Genomic DNA, 19,031 nt, shown 5'->3' with positions numbered 1-19,031 from the left:
TCCTCTCTCAATCTGGATATGTCGCTTCGACGAAGTAGAGACCTTGCGGCGGCGCGTTAAGTCCTAATTTGCTACGGTCTTTCGCGGCGAGCGCTTCTGCGACCCGTTCCTCGCGCCAAGAGCCTGCGCCGACCAGCTTGAGGCATCCGACTATCGAGCGCACTTGGTGATGCAGGAAACTGCGAGCGGCAGCGTGAATGTGTATTTCGTCGCCAACGCGTTCGACATCGAGCTGGTCGAGCGTTTTCATCGGATCCTTCGCCTGACAATGGACCGAACGGAAAGTTGTGAAATCATGACGCCCCACCAGCGCCTGCGCGGCGCGGTGCATGGCCTCGTGGTCAAGATCGTGCGCGACTTGCCATGCGCGGTTCTTCGCGAGTGTCAGCGGCGCGCGGCGGTTGGCGATCTTAAAGACGTAGCGCCGACCCACACACGAAAAGCGCGCATGCCAGTCCTCGTCCACCACCTCGCAGGCGAGGATTGCGATGGGATCGGGACGAAGGTGTGCGTTGAGCGCCTCGGAAAGGCGAAACGGGTCGATATCCTTCCCAAGATCGACATGGCTGCGCATGCCGAGCGCGTGGACGCCGGTGTCGGTGCGCCCTGCGCTGTGCAAGGTTGCGTCTTCACCCGTGATCCGGTGCAGCGCCTCTTCGATCGACTGCTGCACGCTGGGCCCGTGCTTCTGGCGCTGAAGGCCCTGAAACGGAGTGCCGTCAAATTCGATGGTGAGCGCAAAGCGGGTCAAGAAAGCACCGTGCCTTGTGCGACAGGGCGCCCGCGTAAGAAATCGTCCCGGTCCATCGCCGGTTTGCCGGCGCGCTGAAGTCGGTCGGGGCGAATGGCATCAGAACCGCATGCCACGCCGAATTGTTCGTCAATCACCGTGCCGGGCTGCGCGCTGCCTGCAGTCAGGCTTGCCTGAAGAAGCTTTACCCGTTCGCCTTCAAGCTCGAACCAGGCACCGGGGAAGGGGGCGAGGCCGTGAACATGGCGAACGATCTCGCTCGCTGGTCGAGACCAGTCGATGCGCGCCTCGGCCTTGTCGATCTTGGGAGCGTATGTCGCGAGGCTGTCATCCTGCGGCTGTGCTTCATACTGCGCGAAATTCGCAAGCACTTCGACCATCGCGCCCGCACCCAGTTCCGCCAGCTCGGCGGTAAGCTCGCCGGTCGTCTTGTCGTTCACCGGAGTGCGAACGATGTGCAGCATCGGCCCAGTGTCCAGCCCTGCCTCCATCTGCATGATCGTGACACCCGTCTCATCGTCGCCCGCCATAATGGCACGGTGGATCGGCGCAGCGCCGCGCCAGCGCGGCAGAATCGAGGCATGGATGTTTAGGCAACCGTGCACTGGCGCATCGAGGATCACCTGCGGCAGAATCAGGCCATAGGCAGCCACCACCGCAACATCAGCTTTAAGCGCGGCGACCGCCTCTTTCTCCTCGGCAGGTTTGAGTGAAATCGGCGTGCGCACTGGAATGCCCAATTCGTCAGCCTTCGCGTGAACCGGCGAGGGGCGCAGCTTCTTGCCACGGCCCGATCGGCTCGGCGGCTGCGAATAAACGCAGGCGATCTCGTGCCCCGCCGCATGCAGCGCGGTGAGCGCCGGTACGGCAAAGTCAGGCGTTCCCATAAAGATAATGCGCATAAGCCTCGCTCTCGCGCTTTGTGATTAACGCGCCAGCCCCTATCTCTCCCCCCATGGCATCGCAAGAGATCGAGGCGCTTTCCTCCGCGCTCGCCCGGTTGCCGGGTCTTGGCCCTCGCTCAGCGAGGCGCGCGGTGTTGTGGCTGGTCAAAAACCGCGAGCAAGCGCTGCCGGCCTTGCTTGAGGCGCTCGATGCCGTCTCGGAAACGCTGGTTGAATGCCAGATTTGCGGCAATGTCGACACCAGCGATCCTTGCGGGATCTGCGCCGATCCACGCCGCGATCCCAAGAGTTTGTGCGTCGTAGAGGACGTCGCTGATGTCTGGGCTCTCGACCGAGCGCGCCTGTTTCAGGGTCGCTATCACGTTCTGGGCGGCAAACTCTCCGCACTCGACGGCATCGGTCCCGAGGACCTAAATATCGCGAGCCTGATGGAACGCGCCGCAAATGGCGAAGTCGAGGAGGTCGTCCTCGCTATGAACGCAACGCTCGAAGGCCAGACCACCGCGCACTACCTCGCAGAGCGTCTAGATGAACATAAGTTACGGATAACACAGCTAGCTCATGGCTTGCCAGTTGGCGGAGAACTCGACTATCTGGACGAGGGGACACTTGCTCAAGCATTGAGGGCAAGACGGCCGGTGGGGTAGTAACGGTGCGGCGAATTCTTGCGAAATTTCTCGGCGGCGGCGCCGGTTCTGAAACGGCGACATGGAGCGCGAAGTGTCCAAAATGCGGGCATGCGCAAGACCTCAGCGATAGGGGCGGTATTCGCTATGCCTCGCGCGGTCGCAAACGAATCCTGCGAAATTGCGGCTCTTGTGGTAAACGCATGATGTTAACGGTCAGCCGATCACGCTGATCGAAGTGTTGCGCTTGCAGCATGGCGACCCCGCGACTATTTTAGAGCCATGGCTATTCGTGAAATCCTGGAAGTGCCGGACCCCCGGCTCAAAGTCGTGTCCGAACCTGTCCGCGAGGATGAGTTCAATGACGAGCTCAAGCAGCTCGCCGAGGACATGTTCGAAACGATGTATGACGCACCTGGCATTGGCCTAGCGGCGATCCAGATCGGCGTGCCCAAGCGCCTGCTTGTCATCGACCTGCAGCCCGACGACCCCGATGCGGAGCCCATCGAGTGCGAGCATGATGGCCACAAGCACACGCACCCGGCGACCAAGAAGGAACCGCGGATTTTCGTAAACCCGGTGATCCTCGACCCGGCGGACGAGCTGTCGACGTACAACGAAGGCTGTCTTTCGGTACCTGAGATTTACGCCGATGTGGATCGTCCGGCGACCTGCACGGTCAAGTATCAGGATCTTGATGGCAACCATCACGAGGAACAGCTTGAAGGGCTGCTCGCGACCTGCCTCCAGCACGAGATGGACCACCTCGAAGGCATCCTGTTCATCGACCACCTCTCGCGCCTCAAGCGCAACATGGCGCTCAAGAAGCTTAAGAAGCTGCGTCAGGCGGCTTAGTTGTTCAACGCGCCCGCATCCGCGGGCGCGTCCTCGCTCGACGCGCAGCAAAGCGACGCCCGCTATGGGCGGGCGGTCGCAGATGCGGTCTGGCTTATGCGTGAGCTTTCATCTCTTCCAACGCGGCCTTCACGTCGCGGATGACCTCCTCGCACATGCGGCTGCAGCGCTTGCAGTGCGCATCGTCATGCATCGAGCAATGTTCGAGACACTGTTCGCAAGCCACGATCGTCGCCATCGCCATGGCCTTGATCGCTGTCACGTTACCACCCGTGCGGCGTGAGCCGATGCGATAGAACGCGGTGCACGCATCCGAGGCATCCATGCAGCGGCGAATGCATTCAAGCCGCTCGCTCACATTGGCCTCGGCCAGACAGGCATCAGCGCATGAATTGATGATCGCCGCGCCATACATGGCGTGCTTCACCGCATTGCCCAGCGTATCGGTGTAGTCGTCCCCGACGTGGGGGTGTTCGCGGATCATTTCCTTGATCGACATCGTGTTTTCTCCTTCGCAGAGATAGCGCACGAGAGTGGGGATAGGTTCCGAATTGCCTGCAAAAGCCGCTTGGCGGCGATTCGTGTTCCATGTATGTTCCCGCGATGGAAATTGATCCGATTCTCCTGATAGTCGCTTTGGTCGCAGTCTTTGGTGCGCTCGCGCTCGGTTGGTTTGTTGGCGCGAAAGCGGGCGCACGGCCCATGGCCGATCTCGAAAGCCGCCTCGCCACGCGTGAGGAAGAATTCAAGCGCGCGACCGCCGAATTGGGCGAAGCGCAGATAGCGCTGTCGGGCGCAAAGGAAGAGCTTTCAGCGGCGCGGGTGCGGGCGGGCGAAGCTGACAAGCTTTCCGCGACTTTGGAAGACATGCGCGAAGAAAACGCGCAATTCCGGGCCGAACGCGCCAGTTTCGAGGAGCAGAAACGCTTGCTCGAAGAATCGCGTGAGAAGCTGCTGAAAGAGTTTGAAAATACGGGCGCCAAGGTGCTCGAAGCCGCGCGCGAGCGGTTTTCGAGCGAGGCGACGAAGCGGCTGGGCGAGGCAGAAGCCCAGAACAAGGAAGCTGTTGCGAGCCTGCTCAAACCCGTCAGCGAACGTCTGCAGAAGTATGAAGACCAGGTCGGCAAGCTCGAAAGCCAGCGCGCCGATGCCTTTTCGCGCCTACATCAACAGATCGAGGGCCTGCGCCTGTCACAGGACGAAGTGCGCAAGGAGGCGCAGCGGCTGGGCAATTCGCTCACTAATGCTCCGAAGGCGCGCGGGCGCTGGGGGGAACGCGCTTTGCAGAACGTACTGGAACAGTGCGGGCTCGCCGAGCACACCGATTTTCATCTCGAACAGTCGCTCGAAACCGATGAAGGGCGCCAGCGACCCGACGCGATCGTGAACGTGCCGGGCCAGAAGAAGCTGGTGATCGACGCCAAAGTCTCGCTCAACGCGTATCAGGCCGCGTTCGAGGCCGACGATGAAGATGAGCGCAAGCATCACCTCGATCTTCACGCCAAGTCGATGCGCGGCCATGTGCAGACTCTCGGAAGCAAGGGCTATCAGAGCCAGTTCGAGGACGCGCCCGATTACGTCGTGATGTTCGTTCCCGGTGAGCATTTCGTCGCCGCCGCGCTAGAACACGATCCCGAGCTTTGGGACTTTGCGTTTCACAACAAGGTGCTGCTCGCGACGCCTACCAACCTCGTTGCCATCGCGCGAACGGTCGCGCAGGTCTGGCGGCAGGACAAGATGGCGGAAGAAGCCGCCGATATCGGACGGGCCGGAGCGGAGCTGTATGATCGCCTCGCGGTTGCTGCTGAGCACATGAAGCGCGTCGGGGGCGGGCTCGAAACGGCGGTCAACAATTACAACAAATTCGTTGGCAGCTTCGAACGAAATGTCCTGTCGTCCGGACGGCGTCTGGCCGAAAAAGGGATCGAGATCGGCAAACGCGAAATCGACGATGTGCCGCTGGTCGAATCCACACCGCGCTACAACAACGACGATGTCGCCAAGATTGAAGATGCGAGCGACGCAAAGCGCGACGCTGCCGAATAATCAGCCGTCGAGGCTCGCGAAGACCTCGTAAGCCAGCACCGCGCCCGCGACCGCTGCATTGAGCGAGTTTGCTCGTCCTTTCATCGGCATGGTGACACGCAGGTCGCACTCGGCTTCGTAGGCCTCGGGAAGCCCTTGTGATTCGTTGCCGACCAGGATGAAGCACGGGGCTTCATACGCAGCGCCGCGATACGGCACCGCATCGCGCAACGAGGCTGCGACAAGCTGGCCAGCTCCTGCCCTTAGCCACTGCACAAATTCGTCCCACCGGGCTTGCGCCAAGCCTTGCGTGAACACAGCGCCCATGCTCGCGCGCACGGCTTCTGCGCTGAATGGATCGGCGCAATCATCGATCAGGATCAACCCGCCTGCTCCCACCGCGTCGCCTGTGCGCAGCATGGTGCCAAGGTTGCCCGGATCGCGCAGGTCCTGCGCCACCAGCCAGATATTGGTCGAGCCCCGGTCGAGCCGCGCGAGCGACGTGTCGAGCTCATCGAACACCCCCACAACACTCTGGCTGTTCGACTTTCCCGTAATCTTGGAAAGAATGTCAAGCGTGGTCGTGATGACCTCTCCGCCAGCGGCCCCGACCTCGCCTTCGAGCCGGTCAAGAAGGGCGTGTGGATCGCGGTTCTCGGCCATCACCAGCTGGCGCGGCACGTGGCCTGACACGCGGGCATCCTCGAGCAAGCGCAAGCCTTCGACAAGGAATTGCCCTGCGCGCTTGCGGTGCTTCTTGTCACGCAAGGACCGCAGATATTTGACTGTCGGGTTCGAGAAACCGGTGATGTGCTTGCGCATCGTACGCGCCTCGTTTCTGCTTGCTCAGTCTTCGCCGAAGCCGTCTTCGACCAGCGCGACGAGCTGCGCGAGGACATCTTCCGAACCGTCGCCAGCAACGATCACTTCGACCTCGTCACCCTTTGCAGCGCCGAGCATCATCAGGCCGAGAATCGACCCGCCAGCGGCTTCGTTGCCGCCTTTGGCAACGCGCACCTGGCCCGGATCGGGCAGGGCAGAGACGGCCCCCACGAACTTCGCACTCGCCCGCGCATGCAGGCCGCGTTTGTTGACGATAGTGACGGTCTTGCGAACTTCGCTCATCGCAGGGCTATTTTCCTCCGCCTGCTGCTCGCTTGGGCGTATCTGCACCCAGCAGCTCGCTCGCTACGGTGATGTAGTTGCGCCCCGCTGTCTGCGCGGCCTCGACCGCCTCGACCACATCCATTGACTTGCGCGCGCCTGCGAGACGGATGAGCATCGGCAGATTGATCCCCGCGATCACCTCGATCCGCCCGGCATCGAGCAGAGAGATGGCGAGATTGGAAGGAGTTCCGCCGAACAGGTCGGTGAGGATCACCACGCCTTCCCCGGCATCGACCTTTTCGATCGCCTCGGCGATGTCGGCGCGGCGTTGTTCCATGTCGTCATTGGGGCCGATGCAAACGGTTTCGACAGCCCTTTGGGGGCCAACGACATGTTCCATCGCTTCGACAAATTGGTCGGCCAGGCGGCCATGGGTAACCAGGATCAAACCGATCATACGTATTTCAGTCCGTTAGTATCCTTGCGGCTTATCGCGATTTCGCAACATTAATCCGCTAACCCAATTACCACCATGCGAGGCAATCGTGAGTGTTCGCGTCAGCGCGGCTCACCTTCGATGGCATCTGCCGCCCGCGACTTCAGATTGCGGTGGCGGACAGTGGGCGAAAACCCCGCCTTACGCAAGCCTTCTGCCATCGCTTCTGCGGTGAAGACTGAGCGGTGTCTCCCTCCGGTACATCCGAAAGCGACATGGACGTAGGCTTTGCCCTGCGCCGAATAGCGCGGGAGCAGGGTGAGGAGCAGTGCCTTGATCTGTTCAAATGCCTCGGCGAATGCCGGATCGGACTGGATATGATCGCCGACGGGCGCATCAAGACCGGTTAGTTCACGCAGGCCTTCGACCCAGTGTGGATTGTCGAGAAAGCGCATGTCGAAGACTAGGTCGGCGAGCGGAGGCATGCCGCGTGCAAAACCGAAGCTTGAGATGGTCAGGCTCGGCTCGCTGGGCAGTTCATCATCGAACAATTCGCGCACGTGGCCCTGAAGATCGTTCGAGGACAATTCAGTCGTATCGACAACCACTTCTGCCCAGCGCCTAAGCGGTTCGAGCAGCTCGCGTTCGGCAGCGATAGCTTCCTTGACGGTGCGATCCTGCGCCATCGGATGGCGGCGACGGGTCTCGTTGAAGCGGCGCTCGATCTCGTCATCGGCGCAGTCGAGAAAGACGAAGGTCAGCGCAATGTCGCCCCTGTCGGCCAGCGCTTTGACGAGCTCGATGATCTCGGAAGGGACGAACCCACGCGTGCGCGAATCGAAGCCGATGGCGAGAGGCGAACGGCCCGCATCGGGTGTGTCGCCGGGATCTCCGGTGAGGCGGTCGAGCATGCGGATTGGAAAGTTGTCGATCGTTTCCCAACCCAGGTCCTCAAGGACATCGAGTGCAGTGGATTTCCCGGCGCCTGAAAGCCCGGTAACGAGCAAGAGGCGCTGTTGCATCGGTGCAGGATTGGCCGAGCCGGTGGTCATGAACTACTCAATGCGTTGTCGCGCATCGGAATGGAAGGGCGAGCTGGTTTCATTTCGCCAATCCATGCGTCTTCAGGGCCCATCGCGCGCGCTGCGCAGGCGCGATGGCGCCGGGTTCAAACGGCAGGCAAGGGATGTCGTATCCCATAATCGTTCGCGTCGGAATTCTTTGCGGTAGCCGCTCACCATGAGCACCCAGCGCAAGAATCAGCGCAACCGGCGTGCCTTTCGCGACCGGCATCTCGACAAGGCCGACGCCTCGAACCTCAAGCAGCCCCTCGATATTGGGAGGTGGGCTGGCGATTAGGTTTTCGCCTGCGGTGGTAAGCGTCACGCCGTCATCGCCGATCAGCTGCGCGCCCCGATCGATCAGCGCGAGAGCGAGCGATGATTTGCCGCTTCCGGGTTCGCCTTCGATCAGCAGTGCGCGCCCGTCTATCGCGACCGCGCTAGCCTGCATGACCATGCTCTCGCCCATCAGGTCGCCGCTGGCAGTCGGAGCCGAAGGCATGCGCCTGGCTTCCCGTCTGGCCGCGCCTCTGCACACAAAGATCCATCATGCGCTTCGGCAATGGTGCGCGCGATGGCGAGGCCGAGCCCGGAGTGGTTGCCGAAGGCCTCCTCGTCGGGTCGGACCGAGTGGAAGCGCTGGAACACCTTTTCGCGCGACTCCTCGGGAATGCCCGGTCCTGAATCGCAAACTGTCAGGGTGACGCAGTTTCCATCATTGTCGATTGCCACTTCGATCGGCGCGTCGGGCGGTGAGAAGGAGACGGCGTTGTCGAGCAGGTTTTCGACAACGCGTTCGAGCCGCGCGCCGACCCCTTCGACATTGGATGCAAATCCTCTTGTATCGAGTTCGATGCGGTGGTCGTCATTCTCGGCGCGAAACTCGCGGCTGCCAATGATCGCGCGCACCAGCTGCGCAAAGTCGATGCGTTCGCGCGTGGCGCGCGACATTTCGGCATCGATACGGCTTGCATCGGAGATCTCGGTGACGAGCCGATCAATGCGGCGCACGTCATGCGTCACGATCTGCTCAAGTTCACGGCGCGTGTCGGCATCCGTCACCTTGGGCAGCGATTCGACCGCACTGCGCAGGCTGGCGAGCGGGTTCTTGATCTCGTGCGCGACGTCCGCCGCAAAACTGTCGACCGCGTCGATGCGCTGGCGAAGGGCCAGCGTCATGTCAGAGACTGACCGCGCAAGCTGGCCGATTTCATCGCTGCGTTCTGGCAGGCGAGGGACCTCCACATCGCGTTCGCGCCCTTGTCGCACCTTCTGGGCAGCGCTCGCCAGGAGTTGAAGCGGAGATACGATGGTGCGCGCAAGGTAAAGCGAGAGAAGCGCCGATGCGCCAAGAACCACCAGCACCGCGATCATCAGCGCTGAGCGCGCCGAGCGCACGCTTTCGGTGATGTCCACCGGGTTGCGCACGGTCAGCAAGGTCGCGCCTTGCAAACCAACCGGCGCGGCTGCGGTGATGACAGGCGTTCCGTCGACCCAGTCGTAAAGGCGGATCTGGCTGAGGCCGTCCTCGCGTGCCTGAACGAGTTCCGGCCACGCATCGGCGGTTTGTGCTTCGGGCTCGACATAGTCGGTGACGGCTTCGGCGCTGACGATCGTGTCCACCGTGCGGTCGAGCCAGCGCGCGAATTGCTGTTCCCAGTTGTCATCGGTGATGTCGTTCAATTCGAAGGCAGGTTCAGCCAGCGCAAAACTGTCTGCGGTCAGCGCGCCTTCGGCATCGAACAGGCGCATGCGCATCCCCTGTTCCCGGCCAATTTGGACCAGCAGCGCTTCCTGTCGCTCACGCGTTGCACCGGCAAGCGCCTCGGCGGTGATCTGCGCTTCGATCCGCGCGAGCTTGAAACGCTCGTTGATCAACTGCGTACGATAAGTGTCGAGATAGAATAGTCCGCCCGAAAGCAGCGCGAGCGGAAGGATGTTCACCGCGAGTATGCGCGCCGTGAGCGAAAGGCGCCCGGCAAGGTCAGGCCGCTCGGGCGGTCGCCCTATTGCGGGCTGGACTTCCGCGTTTCCCTCTCCTGCAAGTTCACCCATGGCTCTTAGCCGTCATTGAAGCTGTAGCCTGCGCCATAAAGCGTATCGATTGCCGCGAATTCGGGGTCGACCACGCGGAATTTGCGACGCATGCGCTTGATGTGGCTGTCGACGGTGCGGTCATCAACGAAGACATCGTCGGGATAGGCTGCGTCCATCAACTGGTTGCGGCTCTTGATGACGCCGGGACGCGCGGCAAGCGCTTCAAGGATGAGGAACTCTGTGACGGTGAGGCTCACCGGCTTGTCGTTCCAGGTCACGTGATGGCGGGAAGGGTCCATGAACAGCCGCCCACGGTCGATGCTCGGGTGGACGGGATCGGGAGCGCTCGTTTCGTGGCCAAGCGCGCGATCGGGCTCTGCCCGGCGCAGGATCGCTCGGATGCGCGCGGTCAAAAGGCGCAAGCTGAAAGGTTTGGCGATGTAGTCGTCAGCGCCCAGTTCGAGGCCTGCTTCTTCGTCGGCCTCGTCGTCCTTGCTGGTGAGGAAAATTACGGGGATAGGTTGGTGCGCCCTGACGCGGCGCAAAAGCTCCATCCCGTCCATCTTGGGCATCTTGATGTCGAACACGGCGAGGTCGGGCGGATTATCGATCAGTGCACGAAGGGCGGTTTCGCCGTCGGAATAGAGCCGAGTGACGAACCCCTCGGCCTGCAAGGCGATCGAGACCGTGGTCAGGATGTTGCGGTCGTCATCCACCAGAGCGATCTCGATAGCCTCGCGCCGGGTCTCGCCGTTCGCCGACGCGCCGCCTGCGACCTCTGAACTTTGCATGTCGCTGATTTCGCCTGCCATGATCGCTTGCGTGCCTCCTCGCGTGATGGTCAGCGGTAGCGCCTTAAAGCCGCCGAAACAATCGGCTTGGATGGAAGCCACAAACGGCGCACGGCGTGCATGATATAAGTCGGCCCGACATTTTCTGATCAAAATGTCAGACCTGCTGGACAGGGTCATCGCAAGGCATGCGCGACGCCGATGATGCCCTACGCAACTGCTGAAAATATTGTGCAATGCAGCGATTTTACGCCGGTTTGACGGGGGCGAAAAGCACGGATATGCCGCCCCTGGGATCGCGGACATTCCCCCGTTCGAATCGCTTCATCAGGCTTGATCGCAAGGCGCTTCGCAACGGTTGGCGGACCCACACGAAAATTCGGACACGAACACCATCGTACCAGGAGAAGATACGTTGATCCCCCTCGCCCAGCCGCTTAGCTCCCAGGGCATCGAAACCGGAGCCGAAATCCACTCAAATCTTGGTACGTCTGCGCTTGTCGAAGCGTCGATCGCTGCTGGCGAAGGCAAGCTTTCCAAGCACGGCGCGCTCGTCGTTCAGACCGGCGCAAAAACAGGCCGCAGCGCGAACGACAAGTTCATCGTTCGCGACGAAACGACCGAGGACACCGTGTGGTGGGGCAAGGTCAACAAGAGCATGACGCCGGAGCATTTCGCCAACCTCAAGGCCGACTTCATGGAAGCGGTCGCGGGCAAGGAAACGCTCTACGTCGCCGACCTGTTCGGTGGTTCGCAGCCAGAGCACCGCGTCAACGTGCGCGTCATCAATGAACTTGCATGGCACAACCTGTTCATCCGCACTCTGCTGGTGCGCCCGACCGCCGAAGAACTCAGCGATTTCGCGCCGGAATACACGATCATCGACCTGCCGACCTTCAAGGCCGATCCAGGGCGCCACGGAACCAACAGCGAGACCGTGATCGCGGTCAACCTGACCGAGAAGCTGATCCTGATCGGCGGCACGCGTTATGCCGGCGAGATGAAGAAGAGCGTCTTTGGCATCCTCAACTACCTGCTCCCGACCAAGGGCGTGATGCCGATGCACTGCTCGGCCAATATCAGCGCCGACGGTAAGACGGCGGTGTTCTTCGGCCTCTCGGGCACGGGCAAGACGACGCTTTCCGCAGACGCCTCGCGCACCCTTATCGGCGATGACGAGCACGGCTGGTCGGACACGGCGGTCTTCAACTTCGAAGGCGGCTGCTACGCCAAGATGATCCGGCTGTCCGAAGAGGCTGAGCCCGAAATCTACGCAACGACGCGCCGTTTCGGCACCGTGCTCGAGAACGTCGTGATGGACGACGAAACGCGCGAGCTCGATTTCGACGACAACACGCTCGCCGAAAACACGCGCGGCGCTTACCCGATCGACTACATCCCGAATACGAGCAAAGACAACCTTGGCCCGGTGCCGAGCAACGTCGTGATGCTCACCGCCGATGCGTTCGGCGTGCTGCCTCCGATTGCGCGGCTCACGCCCGATCAGGCGATGTATCACTTCCTTTCGGGCTACACAGCCAAGGTCGCAGGCACCGAGATCGGCGTGACCGAGCCCGAAGCAACCTTTTCAACCTGCTTTGGCGCACCCTTCATGCCGCGCCATCCGAGCGTGTATGGCAATCTCCTGAAAGAGCGCATCGCCAAGGGCGGCGTGCAGTGCTGGCTGCTCAACACCGGCTGGACCGGTGGCAAGTACGGCGTCGGCAACCGCATGCCGATCAAGGCGACCCGTGCGCTGCTCAACGCTGCGCTCGACGGTGACCTTGATAATGTCGAATTCCGCGAAGATCCGAATTTCGGTTTCGACGTTCCGGTCCATGTGCCGGTGCTGGCCGAGGCTGGCATCGACCAGACGATCCTCGACCCGCGCAGCACCTGGGCGGACAAGGAAGATTACGACGCGACCGCGCAGAAGCTGGTTCAGTTGTTCATCGACAATTTCGCCGAGTTCGAAGCGCATGTCGACGAAGGCGTCCGCCAGGCCGCACCTGCATCGCCCATCGCTGCCTGACACACTGACATTTCAGTTGGAGAGGAGGTCCCGCCCGGCCAATTGGCCGGAGCGGGGCTTTTTCTTTGAATTGCCGGGTCTTTGCTCCACACTCTCTCGCGACTCGAAACAATGGGGAGAATTGCAATGAGCCTGCTCGACGGAATCCTGAAGAATATCGGTGGTGCGCCTGACGATGTCGCCAACCTCGCAAGCAAGGTCGGGATCGATCCGGCTATGGCGGAAAAGGCGATCGCGGTGCTTGGCCAGACGCACCAGATGCAGGGCGATACGGTTGAACTCGCATCGGCGAAGACCGGATTGGACACCGGCGTCCTTAGTCAGATCGTCCAGCATATCGGCGGCGAAGGATCGCTGACCCAGTTCGCCCAGGCAATTCAGGACGATCCGTCTTCGCTGATGGGCCTGCTCGACCGTGACGGCGATGGCAGCGCGATGGACGACATCGGCGACATCGCCTCAGGGCTTTTTGGCCGCAAATAAGCGCGCTCAGCGCCCGACAGGAGAGAGACAGATGAGCCTTGCCGCAATGCTCCAGCAGACCGGAGCGATTTCCTCAATGGCGCGCGAATTGGGCGTCGATGAAACGACCGCCAAGACCGCGGCGGGGGCGCTGCTTCCTGCGATTGTCGCGGGGATGGGGCGAAGCGCGACCGGTGGCACGACGACGCCTGACCCGATGGGCGGGCTGGGCGGACTTGCTGGCGCGATCCTCGGCGGCGGTGGCGGATCTGCTGCTGGCGGCCTTGGCGGGATGCTGGGCGGCGGGCTGCTCGACGCGGTTCTCGGCTCAAGTCCCACGCCCACGGCGGCTGGCAACGACATTCTTGGCAACATCTTTGGCAGCAAGGACGTCAGCCGTTCAGTCGCGGGCGAGGTTTCGGCGATGACCGGCCTCGACGAAGGGCTTCTCAAGAAGATGCTGCCGATCCTGGCGATGGCCGTTGCTGGATACATGGCGAAACAGGCCACCGGCCAAGCGCCAAGCGGCGCGGGCGGCGGATCGAGCAATCCGCTCGGCGGCATTCTTGGCTCGATCGTCGGCGGAATGATGAAGCGCTAGGATCGGGCCGGAGGCGCGTTAAGCGTCACCCACTCGGGTTCGGAAGATCAGCCTTCCTCCGAACTGTCCATCTCACCCACTCGGATACGTACTACGCTGCCATCCGCTGCATTCGCGAGCTCATCGAGCATTGCCTGCGCTGCGGCGGCGCGTGTCCGTCCGTGAGGATCGGCGGCGACCGGGCGCAGGAAAATCTCGGCGATGCGCGGCTTGCCTTCATTGGCCAGCATGACCGCCACTTCCATCGACAGGTTCTTGTCGAATGGGGCCAGCTGCGAGGCACGCTCAAGCGCAAATCGCGCATCTTCCGGGGCAGGCAAGCCGCGCGCGGCATAGCTGCGATAATAGTAGATCAGCGGCTGCGTGTGATCGGCCTCGATCGCATTGAGCGACTGGAACGGGCCCATCGCCCGGTCAAAGGCTTCGGCGGAATTGTCGGCGCTCTTCGCCTTGCGGAACAGCGCGTAGCCTTTCTGGACATAGGCGTTCGGGATGCCCGGATCGGCGGCGATTGCGCGATTGGCTGCCTCAATCGCAGCATCGTCGAAGCCTGCGTCATATTCCGCTTCGGCAAGGGCTGTGAGGACGTGCGCATCGCCGGGAAAACGCTCGGCCACCCGGCGCGCATCTTCGACAAGCGCGACGGCTTCCTCTTCGTTTACGCCGCTTTTTGAGCGCATGATGACCTGCATCATCGCGGCATGGCCCTCGGACAGTTCCGAGGTCTTGATCGAACCGATCCGGATGCGGTTTGAGCCAAAGCGCATGCCCGCCATCGAACGCTCCCGCCCATAAGCGCGAAGCTCGCTTTCCAGTGCGTCGAGGTCGCCGAACACGGCCTGCGCCGCTTCCATGCTGTCCGCGCCCTGTGCCACATACTGCCAGTATTGCGCGAGCTGGCCGGCACGCTCCGGATTGAAGCGCAGGTAGTGAAACAGGAGCCAGCTGCGACCGTAATAAGCGTCATAGCGATTGCCGCGATTGTCGCGGTAAAGTTCGTAATCGAGCAGTTCGGGAACCGAGACGGGCGCAGCCTGGCTGATCTCCCATGCGCGGCTGTTGTTGGGAAGGCCGATGTCGATCGAGCCATCATCGTTGAAGCGCGCGGAGGAGAAGTATTCCGCCGCCCCCTCGCTGAGCCAGCGCGGCATGGCGTGACGGGCCGACGAAATCAGGAAATGGTGCGCATATTCGTGGAGAAGGATCCGGACCGAGCGGTTGAGCGGAGCGGTGCCCCCCGCGCTGCGTTGATAGCGCGTGCCAATCCGCCCGCGACCGCTGTCGGGCTGGCGGAAGCGGATGTTGGGGGCAAAGGCCACCGAGCCGTTCGCGCGCGGAATATAGAAGCCCGCAACCGATGAGCGCCCTTTCGCACCGTAGATGTTTTGAAGGTCGTCGATGCTCCCGACGAGAAAGATGGTCAGCCGGTTCGACGGGCTGGGCACGGCCACTTGCCGCCCGCTCTCAAGCTCCATGGTGACATGATACCGCTCGAGCATCTCGGCGAAGTCTGCAAGGTCGCTTTCTTCGCTGTTGGAGTAGATGACGAAACGATCGCTTTCGGCCTTGTGCCATTTGGCCGCTGCGGGTTGGCTGGCAAAGACCATGACGATCGCTGCCAAGAGCAGCGCAAGAAAACGCGTCAGCATATCAGAATTCAGCCCCTCTTACGCGCCGTACAAATAGGCGGCGCTTGGGCAGACTATATAAAAAGTCGAGGCTCTGGCTAGGGCCGATGTCGCACAATTCACTTGGGAAGTGATTGATTATGCACGGCCCGACGAGCGAAGACGGGCCTAGTCTTGCGCGGCTGCGTTTTCTTTCTGCTGCAGGTCGTCGAGATAGGTCCAGATCCGGCTGACCACCACGGAGCCTTCGCCGACCGCACTGGCAACGCGTTTGACCGATCCCGATCGCACATCTCCCACAGCAAAGATTCCGTCCGTGCCGGTTTCGAACGGGGTCTCGCGCCCGACCTCTGCGCCGGTGCGGACAAAGCCGTTCTCGTCCGTTTCAACGAGGCCGGAGAGCCAATCGGTGTTGGGCGCTGCGCCGATCATGATGAACAGCGCGCGCGTGTCGATGGTGCGATCGCTGCCATCGCTTGTGAAGGTGACGGCCTTGAGCCAATCATCGCCATGAAGCGCGGTGACTTCGGTGTTGTAGTGGATCTTGATCCGGTCATCCTTTTCGAGCCGGCTCGAAAGGTAGCTCGACATGGATGAGGCAAGGCTGTCGGAGCGCACCACGAGATGGGTGCAGCGGGCGGTGCGCGACAAGTACATCGCGGCCTGCCCCGCCGAATTGCCGCCGCCGATCACGACCGCTTCGGTGTTAGAACAAAAGCGCGCTTCCATCTCGGTCGCCGAATAAAACACGCCCGCACCTTCTAGCCGTTCGAGGTTGTCGAGGGGGAGGCGTCGGTACTGGACCCCGGTGCTGACCAGAACTGCCTTGGCGCAGACTTCATCGTCATCGTCGAGCTTTGCGCAGAACGAACCGTCCTCGCGCTTGGTCAAGCCGACAACGCGGCGCGGCATGACGAAGCGGGTGCCGAATTTCAGAGCCTGGATCTGCCCTCGATAGGTGAGATCGGTGCCGCTGATGCCGGTGGGAAAGCCCATGTAGTTCTCGATCCGGCTCGACGTTCCAGCCTGACCGCCCACTGCCATATCCTCGATCACCAGCGCATCGAGCCCCTCGGACCCGGCATAGACCGCCGCTGCAACACCCGCTGGGCCGCCGCCGACAATGAGCAGGTCAAATTCGCGCTGTGAGCAAATGTCGAGGTCGAGATTGAGGAACTGCGCGACCTTGCGCGGGGTTGGATCCTCAAGCTTCTGGTCGGTGCCAAGGATTACTCCGGGTTCGTGACCCAGAATGTCGCAGGCTTCGAGCGTCTCGCTATCGCCCGAATCCATGTCGTAGCTCGAAAAGGGAATGCGGTTGCGCGACAGAAACCGTTCGACTTCCTGCACCGCGCCGTCGCGGTCGGCTCCGATCACCTTCACCGAGCCGTTGGACATTTCGAACTGCGCCCTGCGCCTCGCGGCAAAGACCGTAATGATATGATCGGAGAGTTCCGGGATGCGCTCCATCAGCTTGAGCATGTCGGTGCGCGGGGCCTCGATCACGCGGGTGTCCTTGGCCGCGCGCATCTTCAGGTAGTTGGTTCCGCGATTGAGAAAGCCGATTTCGCCCATGAACTGAGTTGGGCCAAGCGAGGCCTCTAGCAGGCGTTCATTGGTGTAGGGGTCAACGACTTCGATCTCGCCTTCCAGCACATAGACGAAGGTGTCCATCGGATCGCCGATATCGGCCACCGTTTCGCCCTCCGCATAGCTGCGCTCACCGCCGATCTTGCAGATTTCCTCGACGTGAGAATCCGCCAGCGGCACGCGGCGCATCGTCTCAAGATCAGGTCCGAGCTGCTCCACCTCATCTACCTCCTGGTGCGGTCCGCATGGACCCGTTGGATGCCCTAGGCGCGGGCATCCCTGATATAGCGGTCGACGGTCTTGCCGACCACGTCGAGCGGCGCATTGCCGCCAAGAATGACTGCCGTGTTGAACGCGCGGAAATCGTAGGCATCGCCAAGTTCGGCCTGAGCCCGGCTGCGCTGGCGCACGATCTCGGAATGCCCGATCTTGTACGAGCACGCCTGACCCGGCCAGCTGCAATACCGATCGACCTCGCTTGCAACCTCCTCTTCCTTCGATCCGTTGCGTTCGACGAAGAACTGGCGAGCCTGCTGGCGCGTCCAGCGCTTGTTGTGGAGGCCCGTATCGACGACAAGGCGGCAGGCGCGGAAGGCGAGGCTTTGCAGGTATCCGAGCCGCCCGACCTTGAAGTCATCGTAAGCGCCGAGCTCGTCGGCCATCTGCTCGCCATAAAGCGCCCAACCTTCGCTGAATGCGCCGAATGCGAGGATAGAGCGGATGAGCGGCAGACGGTTCGAGTACTCGCCCTCCCACACATGGCCGGGGATCGCCTCGTGAAAGGTGAGGTCGGGCAGGTCGTATTTGCGGTGCAGGTCGGTGGTGCGGAGGTTGATCCAGAAACGGCCTGGTATCTTCCCGTCCTTGCTGCCAGCCCCGCCGTAAGCGCCCGGTGCACCCGCTTCCTCTGCAACCGGAATACGGCGCACTTCCATGTTGGGATCGACCAGCTGGGTGAAAGCGCGTGGCATCTGCGCCTTGATCCAGGCGATGCGCTCATCGATGAATTCGAAGATCTCCTCGCGGCCCTTGTCGCCTTCGGAGAATTGGTAGCGCGGGTCTTCGGAAAGGCCCTGCATACGCTCACCCACGGTCCCTTGCGTGTAGCCGAGCTCGCGCAGGATCGGGTCCATGCGGCCATGCAATTCGGCGAGTTCCTCAAGCCCCTGCTCATGGATCTCGTCAGGCGTGAGCGAGGTGGTGGTCGATGCGCTGGTCGACCAGCTGTACCATTCCTCGCCTTCTGGCTGAGCCCACATTCCGGCGTTAGAGCCCGCGGCGGCGCGCTGAATTTTCAGCTCGGCTAGCTGGCGCTGGAGTGCGGGAACCACCTTGTCGCGCGCAATCGCCTCGGCCTGCTGGATGGCGGCACTGGCGGCGGCGAGGTCCGATGTGCGCAGCGGTTCGACATACGCGCCGCCCGCATTTCCTGCTGCCGCGATGTTCGCTTCCATCTGGGCGATGGTCTTGTCGAGCAGAAAGTCAGGCGGGACGAGGCCCATGCCGCGCGCTTCCTGAATGCGATCAAGCTCGCCATCGAGGACTGCGCTGACTTCGTTCAGTCGGCCAATGTAATATTCGACATCCTGCGCATCGCGCAGCGGCTGGGTCGCGCCGAAGAAGCGCGGGAAGTCGATATAGCCGCCGACATTCTGGATCACGAGGTAGGGCGCGTTGCGCCAGCTTCCGACCGCGACATCGCCATAGGGCAGGTTCATGCCCTCGACAGCCTTGGAAAAGGCGCTTTCGACAACCTCGAAGCCGACCTGCTGATCGGCGGTCAGACCTTCCTTGGGATAGCTGCGCGCATCGGCGAGCAATTCGGTGAGGGTGGCCTTGTAAGCTTCACGCCCTGCGCCTCCGCTTGCGCCAAGCGTGCCGCGCCAGTCTGCAAACTCGCCCGTATCAACGCCAAGACCCGTCGCGCGCCCCGGCTCGTGCTGCAACATCGCATAAGCGATGCGGTCGAGCATCTCGTCGGGGCCGTATGTGGTCGGCGCGGCAGTAACAGGTTGGTATGCGGCCCCCGCACAACCGGGAAGCAGCGCAAGCGCAGAAACGCCGCCAAGCCCGGTGAGAGCTTGGCGGCGTGTGAAGTTCGTTGGAATGTCGTTCATGCGCTCA

At 61.9% G+C, this 19,031-nt stretch carries 19 protein-coding genes; 6 read left to right on the top strand and 13 right to left on the bottom strand.

All coding sequences use genetic code 11. The annotated features are described in order from the left end of the window. Window positions 1-7 precede the first annotated feature (7 nt). Together truA and fmt are read right to left on the bottom strand one after the other, a co-directional pair. Window positions 8-751 (bottom strand): tRNA pseudouridine(38-40) synthase TruA, encoded by a 744-nt coding sequence (gene truA, locus AC0V6T_RS10080; protein WP_486126541.1) that lies wholly within the window; start codon window positions 749-751, stop codon window positions 8-10. After that, window positions 748-1,653 carry a methionyl-tRNA formyltransferase gene (fmt, locus tag AC0V6T_RS10075; protein WP_486126539.1) on the bottom strand — a complete coding sequence of 302 codons (906 nt, stop codon included), beginning with the start codon at window positions 1,651-1,653 and terminating at the stop codon, window positions 748-750. Before fmt ends, truA begins: the two co-directional genes overlap by 4 nt. Before the next feature lie 53 nt (window positions 1,654-1,706). Here fmt and recR point away from each other — a divergent pair, with 53 nt between their 5' ends. Both recR and AC0V6T_RS10065 read left to right on the top strand, forming a co-directional pair. Further along, the gene (recR, locus tag AC0V6T_RS10070) at window positions 1,707-2,303 is read left to right on the top strand and encodes a recombination mediator RecR (RefSeq protein WP_486126537.1); all 597 of its coding nucleotides are present in this window, start codon (window positions 1,707-1,709) and stop codon (window positions 2,301-2,303) included. A gap of 261 nt (window positions 2,304-2,564) precedes the next feature. Then, window positions 2,565-3,137, top strand: a complete 573-nt coding sequence (locus tag AC0V6T_RS10065) for a peptide deformylase (RefSeq protein WP_486126535.1) — start codon at window positions 2,565-2,567, stop codon at window positions 3,135-3,137. A 94-nt stretch (window positions 3,138-3,231) separates the two neighbouring features. On the opposite strand, the gene AC0V6T_RS10060 is transcribed toward AC0V6T_RS10065, so the two are convergent. Next, the gene (locus AC0V6T_RS10060) at window positions 3,232-3,636 is read right to left on the bottom strand and encodes a four-helix bundle copper-binding protein (protein WP_040464609.1); all 405 of its coding nucleotides are present in this window, start codon (window positions 3,634-3,636) and stop codon (window positions 3,232-3,234) included. 104 nt (window positions 3,637-3,740) lie between these two features. Here AC0V6T_RS10060 and AC0V6T_RS10055 point away from each other — a divergent pair, with 104 nt between their 5' ends. Next, window positions 3,741-5,183 (top strand): DNA recombination protein RmuC, encoded by a 1,443-nt coding sequence (locus AC0V6T_RS10055; RefSeq protein ID WP_486126533.1) that lies wholly within the window; start codon window positions 3,741-3,743, stop codon window positions 5,181-5,183. Here AC0V6T_RS10055 and AC0V6T_RS10050 read toward each other — a convergent pair whose 3' ends face one another. From AC0V6T_RS10050 to AC0V6T_RS10020, 7 genes are all read right to left on the bottom strand, one after another. Beyond that, a complete protein-coding gene (locus AC0V6T_RS10050; RefSeq protein WP_486126531.1) occupies window positions 5,184-5,984 on the bottom strand; it encodes a TrmH family RNA methyltransferase in 801 nt (266 codons plus the stop codon). A gap of 24 nt (window positions 5,985-6,008) precedes the next feature. Continuing rightward, window positions 6,009-6,287, bottom strand: a complete 279-nt coding sequence (locus AC0V6T_RS10045) for an HPr family phosphocarrier protein (RefSeq protein ID WP_007163407.1) — start codon at window positions 6,285-6,287, stop codon at window positions 6,009-6,011. A gap of 7 nt (window positions 6,288-6,294) precedes the next feature. Then, a complete protein-coding gene (locus tag AC0V6T_RS10040; protein WP_486126529.1) occupies window positions 6,295-6,726 on the bottom strand; it encodes a PTS sugar transporter subunit IIA in 432 nt (143 codons plus the stop codon). Between the two features lie 101 nt (window positions 6,727-6,827). Beyond that, window positions 6,828-7,757, bottom strand: a complete 930-nt coding sequence (rapZ, locus tag AC0V6T_RS10035) for an RNase adapter RapZ (RefSeq protein ID WP_486126527.1) — start codon at window positions 7,755-7,757, stop codon at window positions 6,828-6,830. 49 nt (window positions 7,758-7,806) lie between these two features. Continuing rightward, window positions 7,807-8,268: an HPr kinase/phosphorylase gene (locus tag AC0V6T_RS10030; protein WP_486126525.1), complete on the bottom strand. Its 462-nt coding sequence runs from the start codon at window positions 8,266-8,268 to the stop codon at window positions 7,807-7,809. Beyond that, a complete protein-coding gene (locus tag AC0V6T_RS10025; protein ID WP_486126522.1) occupies window positions 8,235-9,821 on the bottom strand; it encodes a sensor histidine kinase in 1,587 nt (528 codons plus the stop codon). The genes AC0V6T_RS10030 and AC0V6T_RS10025 overlap by 34 nt, the downstream gene beginning before the upstream one ends. Before the next feature lie 5 nt (window positions 9,822-9,826). Beyond that, window positions 9,827-10,615 (bottom strand): response regulator transcription factor, encoded by a 789-nt coding sequence (locus AC0V6T_RS10020; RefSeq protein WP_486126520.1) that lies wholly within the window; start codon window positions 10,613-10,615, stop codon window positions 9,827-9,829. A 394-nt stretch (window positions 10,616-11,009) separates the two neighbouring features. Between AC0V6T_RS10020 and AC0V6T_RS10015 the strand changes: the two genes are divergently transcribed. The 3 genes from AC0V6T_RS10015 to AC0V6T_RS10005 all read left to right on the top strand — a co-directional run bounded on the left by AC0V6T_RS10015 (window position 11,010) and on the right by AC0V6T_RS10005 (window position 13,689). After that, entirely contained in the window at window positions 11,010-12,626 is a 1,617-nt protein-coding gene (locus AC0V6T_RS10015) for a phosphoenolpyruvate carboxykinase (protein ID WP_486126518.1), read from the top strand. 126 nt (window positions 12,627-12,752) lie between these two features. Further along, on the top strand, window positions 12,753-13,109 hold the full coding sequence (locus AC0V6T_RS10010; RefSeq protein WP_486126516.1) for a hypothetical protein: 357 nt from the start codon (window positions 12,753-12,755) through the stop codon (window positions 13,107-13,109). A 31-nt stretch (window positions 13,110-13,140) separates the two neighbouring features. After that, window positions 13,141-13,689 carry a DUF937 domain-containing protein gene (locus AC0V6T_RS10005; RefSeq protein WP_486126514.1) on the top strand — a complete coding sequence of 183 codons (549 nt, stop codon included), beginning with the start codon at window positions 13,141-13,143 and terminating at the stop codon, window positions 13,687-13,689. 47 nt (window positions 13,690-13,736) lie between these two features. Here AC0V6T_RS10005 and AC0V6T_RS10000 read toward each other — a convergent pair whose 3' ends face one another. The 3 genes from AC0V6T_RS10000 to AC0V6T_RS09990 form a co-directional block, all read right to left on the bottom strand. Further along, window positions 13,737-15,338, bottom strand: coding sequence for a hypothetical protein (locus AC0V6T_RS10000; RefSeq protein WP_486126512.1), 1,602 nt, complete (start codon window positions 15,336-15,338; stop codon window positions 13,737-13,739). Window positions 15,339-15,485: 147 nt separating this feature from the next. After that, window positions 15,486-17,126 (bottom strand): FAD-dependent oxidoreductase, encoded by a 1,641-nt coding sequence (locus AC0V6T_RS09995; protein WP_486126510.1) that lies wholly within the window; start codon window positions 17,124-17,126, stop codon window positions 15,486-15,488. A 44-nt stretch (window positions 17,127-17,170) separates the two neighbouring features. Then, on the bottom strand, window positions 17,171-19,024 hold the full coding sequence (locus AC0V6T_RS09990; RefSeq protein WP_486126509.1) for a DUF885 domain-containing protein: 1,854 nt from the start codon (window positions 19,022-19,024) through the stop codon (window positions 17,171-17,173). Between the last annotated feature and the right edge of the window lie 7 nt (window positions 19,025-19,031).

The organism is Erythrobacter sp. S158, assembly GCF_057364915.1.
Note: the sequence above shows the minus strand (reverse complement) of the source record. Positions and strands in the feature narration are given on the sequence as shown.